The organism is Haloferula sp. A504 (assembly GCF_044385805.1).
Classification (GTDB): Bacteria; Verrucomicrobiota; Verrucomicrobiia; order Verrucomicrobiales; family Akkermansiaceae; genus Haloferula.
The window spans coordinates 1-18,198 of the sequence record NZ_JBISBU010000081.1 but is presented as its reverse complement, the minus strand read 5'-3'; the positions used below and the strand labels follow the sequence as shown (position 1 = coordinate 18,198).

General features: G+C 63.7%; 14 protein-coding genes. 11 read left to right on the top strand and 3 right to left on the bottom strand.

Annotation, left to right across the window (positions count from 1 at the left end):
• The 11 genes from ACG2LG_RS22155 to ACG2LG_RS22105 form a co-directional block, all read left to right on the top strand.
• Nucleotides 1–390 (top strand): PEP-CTERM sorting domain-containing protein (locus tag ACG2LG_RS22155; protein ID WP_396262768.1); only part of this gene is annotated, 390 nt, incomplete at its 5' end.
• Between the two features lie 345 nt (nt 391–735).
• Nucleotides 736–1,041, top strand: coding sequence for a hypothetical protein (locus tag ACG2LG_RS22150; RefSeq protein ID WP_396262766.1), 306 nt, complete (start codon nt 736–738; stop codon nt 1,039–1,041).
• 138 nt (nt 1,042–1,179) lie between these two features.
• Entirely contained in the window at nt 1,180–2,604 is a 1,425-nt protein-coding gene (locus ACG2LG_RS22145; protein WP_396262764.1) for an alpha-L-fucosidase, read from the top strand.
• Complete coding sequence (locus ACG2LG_RS22140; RefSeq protein WP_396262762.1) at nt 2,601–4,442, top strand: glycoside hydrolase family 32 protein; 1,842 nt, start codon at nt 2,601–2,603, stop codon at nt 4,440–4,442. Before ACG2LG_RS22145 ends, ACG2LG_RS22140 begins: the two co-directional genes overlap by 4 nt.
• A complete protein-coding gene (locus ACG2LG_RS22135) occupies nt 4,439–4,984 on the top strand; it encodes a GNAT family N-acetyltransferase (protein WP_396262761.1) in 546 nt (181 codons plus the stop codon). Before ACG2LG_RS22140 ends, ACG2LG_RS22135 begins: the two co-directional genes overlap by 4 nt.
• Nucleotides 4,985–5,024: 40 nt before the next feature.
• A complete protein-coding gene (locus ACG2LG_RS22130) occupies nt 5,025–6,848 on the top strand; it encodes a hypothetical protein (RefSeq protein WP_396262759.1) in 1,824 nt (607 codons plus the stop codon).
• A gap of 37 nt (nt 6,849–6,885) precedes the next feature.
• Nucleotides 6,886–8,091, top strand: a complete 1,206-nt coding sequence (locus tag ACG2LG_RS22125) for a sialate O-acetylesterase (protein WP_396262758.1) — start codon at nt 6,886–6,888, stop codon at nt 8,089–8,091.
• A gap of 100 nt (nt 8,092–8,191) precedes the next feature.
• Nucleotides 8,192–9,973 carry an alpha-L-fucosidase gene (locus ACG2LG_RS22120; protein WP_396262756.1) on the top strand — a complete coding sequence of 594 codons (1,782 nt, stop codon included), beginning with the start codon at nt 8,192–8,194 and terminating at the stop codon, nt 9,971–9,973.
• Between the two features lie 28 nt (nt 9,974–10,001).
• Nucleotides 10,002–11,810, top strand: a complete 1,809-nt coding sequence (locus ACG2LG_RS22115; RefSeq protein WP_396262754.1) for a glycoside hydrolase family 2 protein — start codon at nt 10,002–10,004, stop codon at nt 11,808–11,810.
• Nucleotides 11,811–12,977: 1,167 nt separating this feature from the next.
• On the top strand, nt 12,978–13,250 hold the full coding sequence (locus ACG2LG_RS22110) for a helix-turn-helix domain-containing protein (protein WP_396262752.1): 273 nt from the start codon (nt 12,978–12,980) through the stop codon (nt 13,248–13,250).
• On the top strand, nt 13,247–14,515 hold the full coding sequence (locus tag ACG2LG_RS22105) for a type II toxin-antitoxin system HipA family toxin (protein WP_396262751.1): 1,269 nt from the start codon (nt 13,247–13,249) through the stop codon (nt 14,513–14,515). The genes ACG2LG_RS22110 and ACG2LG_RS22105 overlap by 4 nt, the downstream gene beginning before the upstream one ends.
• A gap of 425 nt (nt 14,516–14,940) precedes the next feature.
• Here ACG2LG_RS22105 and ACG2LG_RS22100 read toward each other — a convergent pair whose 3' ends face one another.
• From ACG2LG_RS22100 to ACG2LG_RS22090, 3 genes are all read right to left on the bottom strand, one after another.
• Complete coding sequence (locus ACG2LG_RS22100) at nt 14,941–15,792, bottom strand: hypothetical protein (protein WP_396262749.1); 852 nt, start codon at nt 15,790–15,792, stop codon at nt 14,941–14,943.
• Entirely contained in the window at nt 15,789–17,804 is a 2,016-nt protein-coding gene (locus tag ACG2LG_RS22095; protein WP_396262747.1) for a DUF5906 domain-containing protein, read from the bottom strand. The genes ACG2LG_RS22100 and ACG2LG_RS22095 overlap by 4 nt, the downstream gene beginning before the upstream one ends.
• A gap of 181 nt (nt 17,805–17,985) precedes the next feature.
• Nucleotides 17,986–18,198: helix-turn-helix domain-containing protein (locus tag ACG2LG_RS22090; RefSeq protein WP_396262745.1), on the bottom strand; the 213-nt coding region annotated here is incomplete at its 5' end.

Here is an 18,198-nt window from a genome sequence, read left to right as displayed (position 1 = left end):
GACCGGCGCCTTGACCCGGGCTCCGGCGGCGGTGCGGCGATCGCCGCCGGGACCGATCTTTCCGGCTTCACCGGTTTGATTTCGGTCGAGGGCAACCAGAATTTCTGGTTCGCCAGCAGCGTGGCCACAGCCACGTTCGGTCTCCATGTTGTCGATGCCGACAACAACTACGTGATGCAGAGCGGCGTGGACGTGAAAGTCACCTCGGGAGTCTTTGGTAGCACCATGCTGCCGGCAGGCACTTACACCGGCAGCGATCTGATCAGCGACTACAGCCTCGGTGCCTACATCACCGACAACGGAGGCACCATCACTGTCATCCCCGAGCCCACCTCGCTGGCGCTGCTCGGCCTCGGCGGGCTGATAGTGATTCACCGTCGCCGGCGCTGAGTCCGGGGACGACGGCCCGCAAGTTGACGTGCCTTTTCCGACGCCATTGCACTCCAAGAGGCCGGTGCTTTTTTGGAGTGCGGTGGCAAGCGGGGAGCGAGCGCCTGCCGGCCATGGCTCAGTGCGCTCAACCATTCGATGCCGTCAGCGCGACTGCTGATCACGGGGGGATCACGGAGATAAACCGGTGGCGCCTTGTGTGAATAGCGTCCCGAAGGCCTGGGTTTCCCTTGTGGCAGGAATTCGCGCGTTGGTAGTCCCGGCTTCAGCCGGCCGAGCCGCCGGTCCACGATCCAGCCGATCGTCGCCGGCGCCCGCCTCGAGTTCGCGGCCGCGGTCGACGCGTTGACCGGCGACACCCTCGAGGTCCGGGTCCGGGACGCCGACACCGACGATCTGCTCGACACCATCATGCCGTTGCCCGCCTTCCCGTCCTCGCCGGCCTGGCAATCGCTCGGCCCCTTCGGCTGGCCGGCCACCGCCGACGACAATACGATCTGCCTCGGGTTCCGCTTCCTCGACAACGACTCCGAGCACCTCGGCTTCTCCTCAATGACGTGGTGCTCGGCTACTGAATCCTCACGCCAGCAACCTCATCATCGACCCAAGCTGGCGCATGCGCGTAAAAACATGGCGCAGATACGGAAGTGAATTTGTTTGGCGAGGACGGAGGAAGCGCTCAGCTTTTCGACAAGATTCCTTCCGACTCCTCCACCGCTAGGGTCGGTGACATCGGCTTTTCCCTACAACAAGTCCACCAACAACGAACCAACCACAATCAAGGCAAAGGTGAAAAAGATCATCAAATCCATCTTCCCCATCCTCTGCGTGCTCGCCGGTGCGATGACCGCGGCTTTGTCGGCTGCCGCCGCTCCCGCGCCGTTCCCGCCCACGCCCAACCCGGCGCAACTGAAGTGGCACAAGGCGGAGCAGCTGATGTTCGTCCATTTCGGGATGAAGACGTTCTATCCGAGCGACAACCACATGGGCAGCGGCCGGGAGGACCCGAAGAAGTTCAACCCGGTGCATTTCGACGCCGACCAGTGGGTGGCGGCGGCCAAGGCCGGCGGGTTCAAGGGGATCGTCCTGACCACCAAGCACCACGACGGCTTCTGCAACTGGCCGACGAAGACCACCGACCATTGCGTCCGTTCGTCATCCTGGAAGGACGGCAAGGGCGACATCGTCAGGGAGTTGGTCGAGGCCTGCCGAAAGGGCGGAATCTACTTTGGCTTCTACGTTTCCATTCTCGACCACAACTACAACCTGCACGGGTCGGACAAATTCGACAACTACGGCGACTTCTACCATGAGCAGATCAAGGAGCTGAGCACGGAATACGGACCGATCGACGAGTATTGGTTCGATGGCTTCTGTTCCGAGGAACTGCGCGTCCCCTATGAGAAGATCGCCGAACTGATCCGGACCGCCCAGCCGCATGCGGTGGTCTACGATTCCAACACGCTGGTGAAATATCTGCCCGACCGCTGCCTGCGCTGGGCCGGAACCCATGGCGGGCTGGGGGCGGACCAGAACTACCGGGTGGAAGTGGACGGCGCGCTGCGCTGGTACCCCAACGAGCCCTCGCTGATCCTGCAAGGGAACTGGTTCTACGACGGCAAGCCGATCAAGAGCCTCGAAGAGATCCAGGAGGACTACCTGACGACCGTCGGCAACGGCGTCACGCCGCTGATGAACGTTGCCCCCAACCAGGACGGGCTGATCGACGAGGCCAGCGTCGCGCGGCTGAAGGAGTACAAGGCGTGGGTCGATGCGTTGCACGCCAACGACCTGGCGAACGGCGAAGGGGTGCGCGTCACCGCCTCGAGCGTCCGCGGCGATGATCCCACCTTCGCCGCCGACCGGGCGATCGATGGCGACTACGAGACCTACTTCGCCACCGACGACGGCGTCACGGAGGCGACGATCGAGATCAACCTGGGCCGCTTACAGGAAATCGACGGCTTCATCCTCCAGGAATACATCCCGCTCGGCCAGCGCGTCGACGGCTTCGCGATCGAGTGCTTCGTCGATGGCGATTGGAAGACGGTCTTCGAGGGCCAGCGGATCGGCTACAAGCGGATCCTGCTGGAAGGGCGGGCGTCGGCCAAAGAGCAGGAGTTTCCGGCGACGGATCGGGTGCGACTCAGGATCGAGAACGCCATGGCCTGCCCGTTGATCAGCAGCTTTCAGGTGATCGGAGGGATGGAATGAGGGACATCTTACTAGCCTCCCTGCTGCTTTCGTCCCCGGTCCCGGCCATCGCCGCCGAACCCATCCCGCTCGGCGACTTCGATGGCGCCGACTACGGCGAATGGACAACCACCGGCGACGCCTTCGGCACCGCGCCGACCGACGGCTGCGCCTCGTCGAGCGCGGGCGGGGACGCCGCCACCGGGACGCTCACCTCGCCACCATTCACCATCCAGCGCGGCTACCTCAACTTCCTGATCAAGGGCGGGAACTTCCCCGCCACGCTCAACGTGCAACTGCTCGTCGACGGCGAAGTCGTCCGCCAGACGTCCGGCAATCACAACGAGAAGCAGTTCTGGTTCTCGTGGGATGTCCTCGACCTGAAAGGGCGCAGTACCACCATCGTCGTCAACGACCGCCGAGCGGAAAAGGATTGGGGTTCGATCACCGTCGACCGCTTCGAGCAGAGCGACACCCGCCGTGGTTTGGACGAGTTATACCGTCCGCAATTCCACATCACGCCCCAGTGGAACCACCTCAACGACCCCAACGGGCTGGTTTACTATGACGGGGAGTACCACGTGTTCCACCAATGGAGCCCGTTCGGCCGGACGCACGGCAACAAGTGTTGGGGTCACCTGGTCAGCAGGGACCTGATCCACTGGCAGCACCTGCCCGCCGCGCTGACGCCGATCAAGGGCTGGGGCACCAGCGGCGCCGAGGCCTGGTCCGGCTGCGCGGTGGTAGACGAGCACAACACGGCGGGCTTCCAGACCGGCGCCGAGAAGCCGATCGTCCTGATCTGGACCGCCATCGGCTTCGGCCAGTGCATCGCCTACAGCAACGACCGCGGCCGCACCTTCACCATGTTCGACGGCAACCCGGTCATCCCCCAGGTCCGGGACGACCGCGACCCGATGGTCCGCTGGAGCGACTCGATCAACCGCTGGGTGATGGCCCTGCCCGAGCAGGAGAACCGCACGATGGGCATCCATGTCTCGAAGGACCTCAAGAATTGGGAGCGGGTCGACACCATCCCTTCAGTCGGCGACTGCCCGGATTTCTACCAGTTGCCCGTTGATGGCAATACCAGCGACCGGCGGTGGATCCTCCACGGCGCCCACGGAGTCTATCGGTTCGGGTCGGTTGACGGCGCAAAGTTTGACTTCGATCAGAAACAACCGACCCACCACCTCTGGCTCGGCCACCAGTATGCCTCGCAGACCTTTGCCAACACGCCCGACGGCCGCCGGATCATGACGGTCTGGGTGGTCCACAACGACGAGGAACCGCCCGGACTGCCCTTCAGCCAGATGCTCAGCTTCCCGACCGAGATCAAGCTGCGCACCTTCCCCGAGGGCGTGCGCGCGGCGGCCACCCCCGTCAAGGAGATCCAGCTTCTCCACCAGGCCACGCATGCCTGGGAGGACCTGACCGTCAGGCCGGGCGAGAACCTCCTGCGCGACCTCCGCGGCATGCTGTTCGAGATCCGCGCCGAGTTTGAAATCGGCGACGCCTCGGAGTTCGGGTTCCGGATTCGCGGCGATCATGTCGTCTCCTACAAGGTGAAGGAGAAACAGGCGCAGGTGGGAGGCAAGGTCTCGAAGGGCAATCAATGGCCGATGCCCCCCGACCGGAACCGGGTGAAAATGCAGATCCTCGTCGACCGCTCGCTGATCGAGGCGTTCTTCGACGAGGGCCGCGCCTACCTGATGACGAGCTTCTTCCCGCAGCAGGACAACCAGTCGCTCGAACTCTTCAGCACCGGCGGGGAAACGCGTCTGATATCGCTCGATGTCCATGAGCTGAAGAGCGCCTGGGACCGCCCGCAATCAAACGATGCCAACAGACATAGATGATCGATACCACCACCATCACCACTTACCTTGAGATGACGGATCCGGCGCAGCTCCGGCCCAAGACCTCCACCGATCCGCGGTTCCGGATCCTCGAAGCCACGGTGAGACAATGGCGCTTCAACCGCTTCCTCTACGAATTGGTCGGAACGGATTGGGGCTGGCTCCACAGGCTCTCGTGGAACGACGCACAATGGCGTGCGTACGTCGAGGATCCGAACGTCCGGACCTTCGCTGCCTACCATGGCGGCTCGCCGGCGGGCTATTTTGAATTGGGGAAGGAAGAGGATGCGGTGCAGATCGTCTACTTCGGATTGGCACCGGCGTTCATTGGCAAGGGCCTTGGTGGGGTGTTGCTATCGCGCGCACTCGAGGAAGCGTGGGAGATGCAGCCCGAACGCGTGTGGGTACACACCTGCGACTGCGACCATGAGTTTGCGCTGGCGAACTACCAGGCCCGGGGAATGGTGGTGTACAAGACGGAGACCGACGGGCCGGATCATCCCCCCGCCGGTCAGCCGTCGGCCGAAACGTCTGTGCGCTGAACATTTCCACCACACTCCGCAGACTCTGAATGATCCGACAATGACCGCCATCGATATGCCCGCTGGCGCGGCTTGTTCCCGCGCCATTCTATTCCGTCCGCTTCTGCTCGCGCTTGCGGTTTCGATCGCCTGCGCGGAGGATGGCATTCCGAACCGCGGCGGCGGGGGCGACGTAAACGTCGGACATCTCGTCCGGACCGATACCAGTCCCGAGACGCCGAACTATGGCCCGCAGCAGCGCATCTTCACGGTCAGCCGCAAGTACCTGGTGATCCCGATCAAGAACGGCGCCGAGTTGTGCAAGCTGCAGCTCGAGATCGACGGCAAGGCAGTGCGCAAATACGAGACCGAGCTGGCCAGCGATCCGGACGATGTGGACTGGTGGGCGTTCTTTACGATCGAGGGCTACCGTGGCGAACAGGCCAGGGTCCTCGCGGACCGCGCCACCGACGAGGGGTTCGCGCTGATCGATCAGGCCGACAAGGTTCCCGGCTCGGGCGCATGGTACAGCGAGCCGCTGCGCCCGCAGCTCCGGTTCTCCCAGGCCGTGGGCTGGAACAACGACCCCAACGGGATGGTCTATCACGACGGCGAATGGCACCTGTTCTTCCAGCACAACCCGGTCGGCTGGGGGCCGAGAAACATGACTTGGGGTCACGCCGTCAGCGAGGACCTGATCCACTGGAAGCAGCTCCCCAACGCGATCTTCCCGACCACCATGGCGCAACAGGCGTGCTTCAGTGGCAGCGGCAATGTGGACAAGAAGAACACCTCCGGCTTCAAGACCGGCCCGGAAGACGTCCTGTTCGCCTTCCTGACCGACAACGGCGTCGGCGAATCGATCGCCTACAGCAACGACCGCGGGCGGAGCTTCACCTGGTACGATGGCAATCCGCTGGTCAAACACTACGGGCGCGATCCCAAGGTGATCTGGTACGCCTACGACAATCGGGATGAGCCCCTCGATGCCAAGGCCGGGCAACTCGGCGGCCACTGGGTGATGGCGGTTTACGACGAACACCCCGTCCACAAGAACAACATCGCGTTTTACACCTCGACCAACCTCAAGGACTGGACGCTGCACAGCCACCTCCCCGGCTATTCCGAATGCCCGGAACTGTTCGAACTGCCGGTCGACCTGGATGCCAACAAGAGGAAATGGGTGGTGTTCGGCGGCGACGCGCAATACGCGATTGGTGCCTTCGATGGCAGGACCTTCACGCCCGATCACGAAGGCAAGCACATGCTGCATTTCGGTCCGTACTACGCCTCGCAGACGTTCGAGAATGCCCCGGACGGGCGGCGGATCCAGATCGGTTGGATTCAGATGGATTTTCCCGGCCACCCGTTCAACCAGACCTTCAGCTTCCCGCACCAACTGACACTGCGCACCACGGAGGACGGCATCCGCATGTTCGCCGAACCGGTGAAGGAGATCGAGAAACTGCACACCAGGAGCCACACCGTGACGAACCGGACGCTCGCACCCGGCCAACCGGTTGCAATGAACGTCCCCGGGGAGTTGTTTCACATCCGTGCCGTCTTCGACTTCGGCACGGTCAGGACGGGCGTGGTGGCCTTGGACATCGGCGGCAACCGGATCCGGTTCGACCTCGGCGCCGGACATCTCGACGGGGTGCGCTTGAAACCCGTCGACGGCCGCCTGACCCTCGAAGTCGTGGTCGATCGCCCGGTGATGGAAATCGCCGGCAACCAAGGACGGGTGTTCATCACCCGGCCGCGCGCCAAGACCGGCGCGGTCGGCGCCATCCGCGCCTTCGCCGAAGCTTTCCCCGGGGGCGGCGAGCCCAAGCTCGTCGAGCTCACCGTCCACGAACTGAAATCGATCTGGAACAAGAAATAGACGCAATCCAACCATGAATCGCACAACGCAACCAACCATGAAACATATCTGCAAATCAGCCGTCTTGGCGGCATCCGTGCTGTCGCTCATCGGGCTGCCTCAGGCGCAGGCCGCCGACAAGAAGCTCAAGGTCTACATCCTCGCCGGGCAATCGAACATGGAGGGCGCCGGCCAGTTGCGGGTGTTCGACTACATGAAGGAAAAGCCCGAGACCCGCGAGCTCTACCATGAAATGAAAGATTCCGACGGCCAGTACAAGATCATCGACAACACCTGGATTTCGTTCCTCACCGGCGAGCGTGGAAGGCTCGACGGGCCCAACCGCGAGGTCCACGGCCCGCTCACCGCCGGCTACGGATCCCAATGCAGCCGCGACTACAACAAGCCGGTGGGTGACCGGATCGGGCCGGAACTGGCGTTCGGGATCACCGTGCAGAAGAAATACGACCAACCGATCCTGCTCATCAAGACCGCTTGGGGCGGGCAGTCGCTGCACACCAACTTCCGCTCGCCTTCGTCCGGCCCATGGTCCACCGACCCGGACTGGGAGACCGGCGCCCGCTACCGCCAGATGATCGAGCATGTCCGGAATGTCCTGAAGGACCCCAAGCGGGTGTGCCCGGCCTACGAGGGCCAGGGTTGCGAACTGGCCGGCTTCGTCTGGTTTCAGGGTTGGAACGACCTGGTGGACGGCAAGGTCTATCCCGACCGGGACAAGGAGGGCGGATTCGACAACTACAGCAAGTGGCTGGCCAACTTCATCCGCGATGTCCGCAAGGACCTGAATGCGCCCGGCCTCCCGTTCGTCATCGGCGTCATCGGCAACGGCGGACCCGAAGATCTGCTCGAGGACCGGGACAAGATCGTCCACCTCCTCTTCCGCAAGGCGATGGCGGCCCCCGCCGCAATGCCCGAGTTCAAGGGCAATGTCTTCGCCGTCGAGACGGCGCCGTTCTGGGACCGCAGGCTGGGTGCGATCGACAAGAAGAAGGGTGAAGCGGGCAACAAGGAGTACGTCCTCAAGATCAAGCACCACGATCATGAGAACGCCGATGGCAAAATGTCGGACGAGGACATCGCGAAATTCATGAAAGCCTACCGCGAAAAGTTGTTCACCAAGGAGGACCTCGAACTGGACCAGCGGGCCATCGCCGACTCGTCGCTGCACTACCTCGGCTCGCCGGCGATCTACAGCCTGATCGGCCAGGCATTCGCCGAGGCATTGATCGACAATGACAAGTGACGCTGCATGCCATCCACCCCGTAGCGACTCATCCGCCCCTGCGCAGGCCCTGAGGCTCCCCGGCGCCTGACCGCGGAGAAGAACGCCACCCACCACGCCAATGCAGACCGAGACCATCAAGCGTTTGCTGCTGCTGGCCTTCGCCGGCCAGTTCGCGGCCGCCGCGGCTGAACCCATGAAACCATCGCCGGACCCCTACGTGCACGAAACCAGCGCACAGCATGACCAGCGCATGGCCTGGTGGCGCGAGGCGAAGTTCGGGATGTTCATCCACTGGGGGATCTATGCCGTGCCCGCCGGCACTTACGAGGGCAAGCGGATCGACGGGATCGGCGAATGGATCATGCATGCCGCCAAGATCCCGGTAGCCGAATACAAGGCATTCGCGCCGCAGTTCACCGCCGCGGACTACGACCCCGAAGCGTGGGCCGCTCTGGCGAGGAAGGCCGGCATGCGCTACATCGTCATCACCTCGAAGCATCACGACGGATTCGCCCTGTTCGACTCCGCCGCCTCGGAGTGGGATGCGGTAGACGCCGCGGGCGCGAAGCGCGACCTGATCGCGCCGCTCGCCGCCGCCGCACGCACGCAGGGGCTGAAATTCGGCCTCTACTACTCGCAGGCGCAGGACTGGACCCACCCCGGCGGCGCCAAGGCCGGCTACCAGGAGGGGGAATACTGGGACGAGGCGCAGGATGGGAACTTCGACGACTACCTGCGGACGGTCGCCAAGCCGCAGGTGAAGGAGATCCTGACCAAGTATCAGCCCGACATCCTGTGGTGGGACACGCCGTCATGGATGAACAAGGAACGCGCCGAACTTCTCATCCCGCATCTCGGGCTGGTCCCCGGCATCATCCACAACAACCGCCTCGGTGGCGGTTACAAGGGTGACACGGAAACCCCCGAGCAGCACATCCCGGCCACCGGCATCAAGGGCCGCGACTGGGAGGTTTGCATGACCATGAACGACACCTGGGGATTCAAGAGTTACGACCATAACTGGAAGTCGGTCGAGACGCTCATCCGCCAACTGTGCGACATCGTCAGTAAAGGAGGCAATTTTCTGCTCAACGTCGGACCGACCGCCAAGGGCGAGATTCCGCGGCCGAGTATCGAACGCCTCGAAGCGGTCGGCCGCTGGATGGAGGTCAACGGCGAGGCGATCTACGGCACCTCCGCCAGCCCGTTTCATCGGCTCCCATGGGGCCGCTGTACCCGAAAGGAAGGCGACGCCGGCACCACCCTCTATCTCCACGTCTTCGACTGGCCGCAGGACGGCAAATTGCGGGTGCCGGGACTCAACAGCAGGGTGGCCGCCGCCTCCCTCCTCGCCGGCGGAGCGAAACTGGAAACCACCCGCGACGACACCGGTGTCGTGGTCACCCTGCCGCCGTCCGCCCCGGAGGCCATCGCTTCAGTGATCAAGCTCGAAACCGCCGGCGCACTCGACGTCGAGCCGATCGCCCTGCGTCAGCAACCGGACGGCAGGGTGGTGCTGGAGGTGGAATTCGCCGAGCTTCACAACCCGGGCTACGGCACCCACATCCAACTCGACTCCCATGACGGCCAGCGCCATCTCGGCCACTGGACCGACAAGCGGGCCTGGCTCGAATGGACGTTCAAGGTGAACACGCCCGGCTCCTTCACGGTCACGGCTGATGTCGCCTGCCCCGAAGAATCCGCGGTCGAGACGGGCGTCGACGGACAACTCAAGCGCGCCGCCATCGCCGCTACCGGCGGCTACGAATCGTTCAAGTCGGCCGAGTTGGGCCGGGTCAGCATCGACACCGCGGGCACCCATCGATTCTGCATCAAGCCGGTCGCCGACGATTGGAAGCCCGTCAACCTGCGCACCGTCACCCTGAAACCGGCGGAGTGATGCGTCGCCGCCATCCACGCACACGCTCATGAACCTACACACGATATCGATTGCCATCCTTGCCGCAAGCTGCGCGCCGCTTGCTGCAGCCGAGAAGGCGTACGGCTCGCTGATGACCCGCTGGGGCAAGCAGGTCACCCCGGAGAACGCTTGGCGGGAATACCCGCGTCCGCAGCTGGTCCGCGACCAGTGGCTCAACCTCAACGGCATGTGGGACTATGCGGTCACCGCGATCGACGCCGGGCGTCCCGCCGGCTGGGACGGCAGGATCCTCGTTCCCTTCTGCCTCGAGTCACAGCTCTCCGGCGTCCAGCGCAACCTCGCCCCGAACGAGGCGCTCTGGTACCACCGCAAGTTCAAGCTTGATGCCAAGGACCCGGACAAGCGCCACCACCTGAACTTCGAGGGCGTCGACTACGCCTCGACCATCTGGGTCAACGGCCGCGAGGCGGGCAGCCACCGCGGCGGGACGAACCCGTTCTCGCTCGAGGTCACCGACATGCTCGAGCCGGGCGAAAACGAGATCGTCGTCAAGGTCACCGATGCCACCGGCGGCTGGCAACTCGTCGGCAAGCAGACGCTGAAACCGAAGGGCATCCGCTACACCCGCGTCTCCGGAATCTGGCAGACGGTGTGGCTGGAAACCACACCCCGCACCTTCATCTCGAATCTCGCCATCGACACGAAAGTCTCGCCCGCCGAGGTCCGCATCGAGGCGGCCGTCACCGGCAACGGCTTCAACCGCATCAAGGTGGAACTCGAAGCCGACGGCAGGACGCTCGCGGCCGAGAGCGCGGCCGGCAGCCGCACGGTCACCCTGCCGGTGCCCGACGCCAAACTCTGGAGCCCGCGCTCCCCTCACCTCTACGACCTCGCGGTGACGCTGCTGGACCGCGACGGCAAGGAGGTCGACCGCGTGAAGAGCTACTGCGGTATCCGCGAGGTCGGCAAGCAGCGGGACCCCGACGGCCACCTGCGCTTCACCCTCAACGGCAAGGCCATCTTCCACCTTGGCCCGCTGGATCAGGGATGGTGGCCGGACGGGCTCTGGACGCCGCCGAGCGACGCCGCCCTGCGCTACGACATCGAGTTCCTCAAGCAGGCCGGGTTCAACACGATCCGCAAACATGTCAAACGCGAGCCGCGGCGGTTTTACTATCATTGCGACCACATCGGCATGTTGGTCTGGCAGGATCAGCCGGCCGGCGGCACGAGCCCAAAGTGGGTCCGGCCCAACCACAAGGCGCCGGAGGACGCCGAGTGGCCCGACGAGCATCATGCCCAATGGATGGCCGAGTATGAGTCGATGATCGACGACCTCCACAGTCACCCCTCGGTCGTCGTCTGGGTTCCCTTCAACGAGTCGTGGGGCCAGCACCGCACAATCGAGATCGGAAAGTGGACGATGCGGCGCGACCCGGGCCGGTTGCTCAACATCGCCAGCGGCGGCAACTTCTTCCCGGTCGGCGACATCGTCGATCATCACAGCTATCCGAAGCCGTCGTTCCCCTTCGACCAGGAGCGCTTCGGCGAATACATCATGGTCGTCGGCGAGTTCGGCGGCATCGGCCTCGAAGTCCCCGGTCACCTGTGGAACCCCGGCGCGAAGAACTGGGGCTACGGCGGCCTGCCGAAACAACAGGACGAAATGGAGGCCCGCTACCGCGAGTGCTTCAAAATCCTGGCCGATCTTAAGACCAAGGGCGTTGCCGGGGCCATCTACACCCAGACCACCGATTGCGAGGGCGAGTTGAACGGCCTGCTCACCTATGATCGCGAGCTCAGCAAGATCCCGGTCGAGCGCCTCGCAAAGATCCACGCTACACTCACGGAGTGAACCCCACTTTCGTTCTGCAGAACGAGCCGTCCATCCCCGGTTCTTGGGTTTTCCGGGGGTGGGCGGCAACACATGTGGAAAACGGGGCGATCGCCAGTTGGTGTCTGGCCCGAAGTGGAAACCGGCCAGGCTTGCTCGCAAGCCGAGGAGTCATCTACGCAGGCACTTCGCGGTCCGCGTCCCCTCAGTGAGGCAGGTGCCTTTCTCCGCCGCCGAGAAGCACGGGATTTCGTAACGACCTTACATTTCCCGCGTTCGAGCATTGCTCTCGATGGCGAGGTAGCGAGCGTCCCGTCCGTTCAGCGGGAGGAACGTCTCCCAGAGCTGGTATCCCATGATTGTGAGTGGTTGCACCAATTGGATCTTGACCGGTGATGGCGGGGTGGCAGACACATAAGTAATAACAGAAATAGAGGGATTACGACGATTTCAAAAGCTGGATCTCTCTGAGGTTCGGAACAGAATCTCCCAATTCCATGAGGATTCCATGAAATGGGTGCTGGTGCCATGCCTCGCCATGCGTGACAGTCAAGAAACACAAACCAACCAATGCCCATGAAAGCATACACCAACGAGAACGAGGGGGCGGCCCCTACCGCCCGACCATCTTCAGGGATTCGAACCCATGGGAAGGAATTTGCCGATTCCACACGGATTCCACACAAACGCACCGTAGAACTCGCGGGATTCTGCGGGACGTCCACTGAACCCGACCCGCAAAGATGCCCATGAAACAAGGAAAACCGGAAAAGACGACGGCGGATGACCCTGTCCGCCATGACCCCATTCCTGCGAGCAGGGATGGGGTCATGGCGTTTGGGGCGGGCGGAGAGCCCTGCCGAGCTTTGCGAGGCCGGGTTTGAATTCAGCCGTCGTCTGTGATGACGTCATCGTCGTGCGAGCGCCGCGAGCGAAACTGGAATGGCCAGAACGGAGTGGAGGCAATCCCACCCTCTCCGCCGGGCGCTCGCCCGCCACCAGAAGGACGTGACCATTCGGGGAACGGGTTCCGCTCGGATTTGTTCGCCTCGATCCATTCAGGGCAACCGGATGCTCGATAACGTTTGACAATTCATACGCGATTGGCTTTTTGTGTATGGAATATCGGACGCTATGGGACGAGAAACCACCAAGCTACTACCGAAACACGGGCGGCTTCTGACCGAGATGGGTGAGAATCTGCGGTTGGCGCGGCTGCGGCGTCAGCTCAGTGCCGAACAGGTTGCGGAACGGGCCGGCATCAGCCGCTCGACCCTGCACCTGATGGAAAACGGATCGGCCGGCACGTCTGTGGGCAAGCTCTTGCAGGTCCTGGTCGTGTTGGGCCTCGAAGCCGACCTCTCCCGGCTCGCCGCCGACGATGTGCTGGGGCGCAAGCTGGAGGACGCGCGCCTGGCCGAAACCCGTCGACGCGCACCGAAACGCAAATCGAAGCCGTGAGCCGGGAAATCGAAGTTTGGGCCGACTGGCGGGAGCTGAGTGCCGCGATGCGGATGGGGCATCTGCGCGCGACGCCCAGCCGTGGGAAGGAGGTCTTCTCGTATTCCTACGACCGGGCGTGGCTCGATGCCGGACACGCGCGACAGCTTGATCCCGATCTGCAGTTGTTCAGTGGCCCCCAGTATCTCAATGCCACGGACCGCCCGAACTTCGGGATCTTCCTGGATTCGTCGCCCGACCGCTGGGGACGCCTGCTGATGCAGCGCCGGGAAGCGGCGCAGGCTCGTGAGGAAGGACGTGCCGCCCGGCGGCTTCAGGAGACCGACTATCTGCTTGGCGTGCATGACGAGCAGCGCACCGGCGCGCTCCGTTTCAAGGAGCTTGCCATGAGCGACGCCTGGCAATGCGATGAGCCATGGATGCGCACCCCGCCCTGGGCCTCGTTGCGGGAACTCCAGCACGCGAGCTGGAAGATTCAGGATGATTCCGCGAACGACGATCCCCACTACCTCGAATGGCTCAAGCTGCTGATGGCCCCGGGTTCCTCGATCGGAGGGGCGCGTCCGAAGGCCGGGGTCAAGGATCCGGACGGCGACCTCTGGATCGCGAAGTTTCCCGGCCGGTCCGACACGCGGGACATGGCGGCCTGGGAAATGCTGGTCCATCAACTCGCGGTGAAGGCCGGGTTGAACGTCGCGGAGTCGGAATTGCAGGTATTCGGCGAAGGTCACCGGACTTTCCTGACGCGGCGTTTCGACCGGGTTCCCGGAACCGACGGACGGAAACGCATTCACTTCGCCTCGGCCATGACGCTGCTCGGGCACGCCGATGGGGACGGCCATGACACCGGCGCGAGCTATCTGGGACTCGTCGAGTTCATCGTCCGCCACGGGGCACGACCGGCAGCCGACCTCGCGGAACTGTGGCGCCGGATCGCCTTCTCCATCGCCGTTCACAACACCGACGACCATCTGCGAAACCACGGCTTCCTGCTCACCGACCTCGGGTGGATTCTCTCACCCGCCTTCGACCTGAACCCGGATCCCGATGGGGCCGGACTCAGCCTCAATATCTCCGAGACGGACAACACGCTGAGCTTCGACCTGGCGATGGAGGTGGCACCCTACTTCCGCCTCGATCCGGCGGCTGCGGAATCGATCCTCAAACAGGTCAGGCAGGCCGTGAAATCGTGGCCGGACCACGCGAAGGCACTCGGCATCGCGCGGGTTGAGCAGGAGATCATGGCAGCGGCTTTCGCGGCCTGAATCGGTCCGGAATCGACGTGGGAAACCCGCGCTGACTGGGTGGAAGAAGAGTGGGAAATCGAACCGCGGATTTCCCACCCGGCGGCGGGGCTTCTGGGCTGGTCGGGCTGCATCGGATCGCCCCGCATCGCGACAGATTGGCATCGAAGGCCATGTGTCTGCCGCGAGGATTCACCGCGTTCTCCGATCCGTTATGTGGGAAATCGCAAAATGGAGATTTCACGGAAATTGGACGCCGGTGGGGACATCCCGGCGTGAAGGGGCTTCCCTAATAGATTCCTTTATGCAGGGAGCGGCACCTTCCGGCAGGTGCGGGTGATGCGATGTAAAGACTACGGCGGGAATAGTAGAGAATGACGTGAGCTTGCCGGTGTTCGCTGGCTACTCCTCCGCCCACGATTTCCCGATGCTGTGATGGTGGTATTTCAGAATGGACAGATCGCACCGTCGATAATCGGGTAACCGGTTTCCGGATCGATGTCCTTGGTGTCGGCAGGTGGTGCGATCCTGAGGAACTTGCAGAATGCCTCGGTAGCGGTCTCGCCCGCGGTCCTCGGGTCCTGTCCGGCGTAGAGGGAGCCGACCAGCACCATGCCTGCGTGAACGGCGGCGAGGGTCATCGCGTGGTGATCGACATCCTCCAGGCGGCAGGCAAATTCGCTGTCCTCGTAGTTCCAGCCCGCGAGGACCGCGTCGAGTGAGGCCTGCACCTGACCGAACCACTTCGACAGGGCCGGGAGTCGGTCGCCGACGAATCTGCGCAGGAAGGCGGCGGCAGTGTCTGGATCAATGACATCGCAAAGGCGGCCCGGCTCCTCGCATGCAGGATACGACGGTTCCTGGCTTGGGACGGGCTGGGACGCTTGGGACGTGTTTTTGGCTACACTCAGCGCCTGTACACACTCCTCCTTTTCCCGGTCATCCTGAGGTTGGGATGTGCCTATCGCGCAAGCCTTTGCGAAACCCGTCCCAAGCGTCCCAAGACGTCCCAGATTGATCGGCTTTCCCGCAACCTTCGGCAATGACGCCGAGGCAGGCCGACGCACCCGAATGTGAAACGACCCATGCTTCGGTTCGCCGGCCAGTGCGAAGATTTCCTTGCGGTGATCCTTGCCCGAGGCGCCCGGATAGACAACGCAGCCGAACCGGCCATCGGGCATGATGGCAAGGTGCTCGCCCTTCTCGTCGTGTCCGAGCGCGGCGCAGGCGGGACACCGGGCGATGATCTTGCCGCCGCGTTCCCGGGCGTTCTTCAGCTTCGATAGGTCGAGGCTCATGGTAGGACCTCCGGGTTGATGAATGCCACGCCACGGAAGCCGCGGGCCGACTTGCCGTCGCGCTGGCAGCTGTTCGCCTTCACGGTCTGGAAGAGCTCCAGCATGAGCGAGGGGAGCTGGCGGCCGATCTGGCTTTCCGGCAGTGGATCCCACCCCTGGTCGGGGCAGTAGTGGGCGTAGGCCTGCACGATCTCGCCGACGGTCAGGTCGGAGCCAGGGGACTTGATGACATTCGAGTCGAGGAAGAACCGCAGGCTGTCGCCCTCGGCCAGGAGCGAGTCGACCACGCCCGACTGGCGGGGCGTGAGCCGGATGTCGCCGGTCTCGCGGATGTCCGTCAGGAGCATGCGCAGTCCCTCCAGCGCCCAGTTCAGGATGCCCGGGCCCTCTTCGCTGACGAGCAGTTCGCCGAAGTCGGGAATCTTCTTCTTCGGCGGCGGTGCCTCGTAGCGGACGATCAGCATCCGGCGGCGCCATGCACCCACGTCACCCTGGAGCTTCACCTTGAGTCGGCAGTTCGAAGTCATGAGCATGTTGAACTTTCCCTGGAACTGGAACGACCCGGTGCCGCCCTTCTGTTCCGCGTCGAACCAGTCGCCGCCGACCAGCCCCTTGATGTAGGATGCACCCTTCGAGCTGAGGAAGTTCGCGTCCACGTCCACGCCGACCAGCAGCGTGCGCCGCAGGAAGCGGAACATCTCGAAGCGCTCGTCCAGATGGTCGGTGCGGAGCTGGGTGATGTTCTCGCGGCCGACGAGCGCCTGGAGGACGATGCCGTACTGGGATTTCCCTCGTCCCGGCTCACCGTCGAGGATGACGAAGCGCTGGGTCAGGTTTTCGCCGAGCAGGCACTGGCCGGCCATCTTCTGGAGCAGGACGGCATCTTCCGGGTGGACGGCGGGCAGCAGCAGCTCGTTGAGGAAGCGCGGACAGTCGGCCCTCGGGTCGAAGATGATCGGTGACCGGTTGCGGCTGCGGAAGTCTTCGGAGAACCCGTCTTCGAAGCACTGGTCGCCCTCGAAGCGGAGCATGCAGTTGGCCAGGTGGACCGCTTGCGGCCGGTCGGTGAACGCGTTGCGATGCTCGACGATCCCGCGGAGCTGGGCGACGACCGAGTTGAGGATCCGGTCGGTGCGGAAGTTCTCGAGCAAGGAAAGCGACGGGTCCTTCCGCGAGGTTTCCAGCATCCGGAACGAAATCTCCTGCTTGATCACGTCCGGGGAGATGACCGAGTAGAGACCGGTGTCGCCGGCGTAGCGGAAGAAGCTCCGCTCGTCGGGCTCGTGCAGGACGATGTTTTCCGCGGCGAAGATGGCGGCCCAGTAGGCTTCGTTGATCCCCTTGACGTGGAAGTCGCCGTTTTCGTCCGGCCTGGTGTAGAAGACGGGCACGCCGTAGCGCTCGATGATTTCGGCGTCGGACTGGCCTTCCTCCTCGGGAAGCTCGACTTCGTCCGCCAGCCACGGCAATTCGAGGTCGTCGGGCCAGGCGAGATCGTTGAAGCCCACGGTGACCGGAGGCACTTCGGGCGACCGGGTGTAGCTCATGCCCGCCGGGTGCAGCCCGTGGATCATCGTGCAGACGCCGGTTGAGCGCCATTCGCCCCACGCCGATCCGTCGGCCCGCCTGAGTGCGCTCGGCCCGGGATAGCCGCCCTGGACGCGCACCCAGATGTTGCACCCCCGTCGGCCCCGGCTCCGCAGCGTTTCCCGGAGGTCCGGGTTGAGCGCCAGGAACGGTTCGACCGCCTCGTCGTCATCGATGTCGATCGAACACAGTCCACCGGACGGCTCGCCGGTCAGCACGGCAACATTGCGGTCGTTGGCGAGGTTCTTGAGGTAGCGCTGGTCGGACATCATCTCGATGCCCGTCTTCTGCCAGCGCCTCCACTTCGGGCTCTTCTCGCCCTTGGTCACCCACAGCAGCACCACGTCGTCACCAATCAATCCGCGGAGATGCCGGATGATCGCCGGGGTGGACCCTGCGGACTCGTTGACACCATCGCTACTCACAGACGGCCTCCTTTCCTCGTGATGGGGCTGTGCATATCGAACTGCTCGGCAACGGCGGCGGGAGGTCGGGGGGCCTCCTGCCGCTTCGTGCTTCGGAGGTGGTCGTCGACCGTTCTCGGGAGTCCGTCTTTATCAAGCCAGGGCATCCTTCGACCCGGGCAGAGGGTGGTCGGTTCCTTGCTCACGGTTGATCCTCCCCGGTCGTGGCTTCGTCACCGATGGCGGCACCGCCGACGGTCAGGGCGTCGAGGGCGCGATCAAGGTCGCTCTGACGGTAACGCAGGGCCCGGCCGATCCGGATGAACGGGATCAGCCCCTGGATGCGCCAGGTGTAGAGTTGGCGGGGCCGGATGCGGAGGTATTCGCAGGCTTCGAGGTCGGTCAAAAGCCGGTC

Excerpts from the sequence above, each read along its gene's own strand:
- ACG2LG_RS22140 (WP_396262762.1), top strand. The coding sequence starts at position 2,601 with ATGAGGGACATCTTACTAGCCTCCCTGCTGCTTTCGTCCCCGGTCCCG.
- ACG2LG_RS22135 (WP_396262761.1), top strand. The coding sequence starts at position 4,439 with ATGATCGATACCACCACCATCACCACTTACCTTGAGATGACGGATCCG.
- ACG2LG_RS22130 (WP_396262759.1), top strand. The coding sequence starts at position 5,025 with ATGACCGCCATCGATATGCCCGCTGGCGCGGCTTGTTCCCGCGCCATT.
- ACG2LG_RS22125 (WP_396262758.1), top strand. The coding sequence starts at position 6,886 with ATGAAACATATCTGCAAATCAGCCGTCTTGGCGGCATCCGTGCTGTCG.
- ACG2LG_RS22120 (WP_396262756.1), top strand. The coding sequence starts at position 8,192 with ATGCAGACCGAGACCATCAAGCGTTTGCTGCTGCTGGCCTTCGCCGGC.
- ACG2LG_RS22115 (WP_396262754.1), top strand. The coding sequence starts at position 10,002 with ATGAACCTACACACGATATCGATTGCCATCCTTGCCGCAAGCTGCGCG.
- ACG2LG_RS22110 (WP_396262752.1), top strand. The coding sequence starts at position 12,978 with ATGGGTGAGAATCTGCGGTTGGCGCGGCTGCGGCGTCAGCTCAGTGCC.
- ACG2LG_RS22100 (WP_396262749.1), bottom strand. The coding sequence starts at position 15,792 with ATGAGCCTCGACCTATCGAAGCTGAAGAACGCCCGGGAACGCGGCGGC.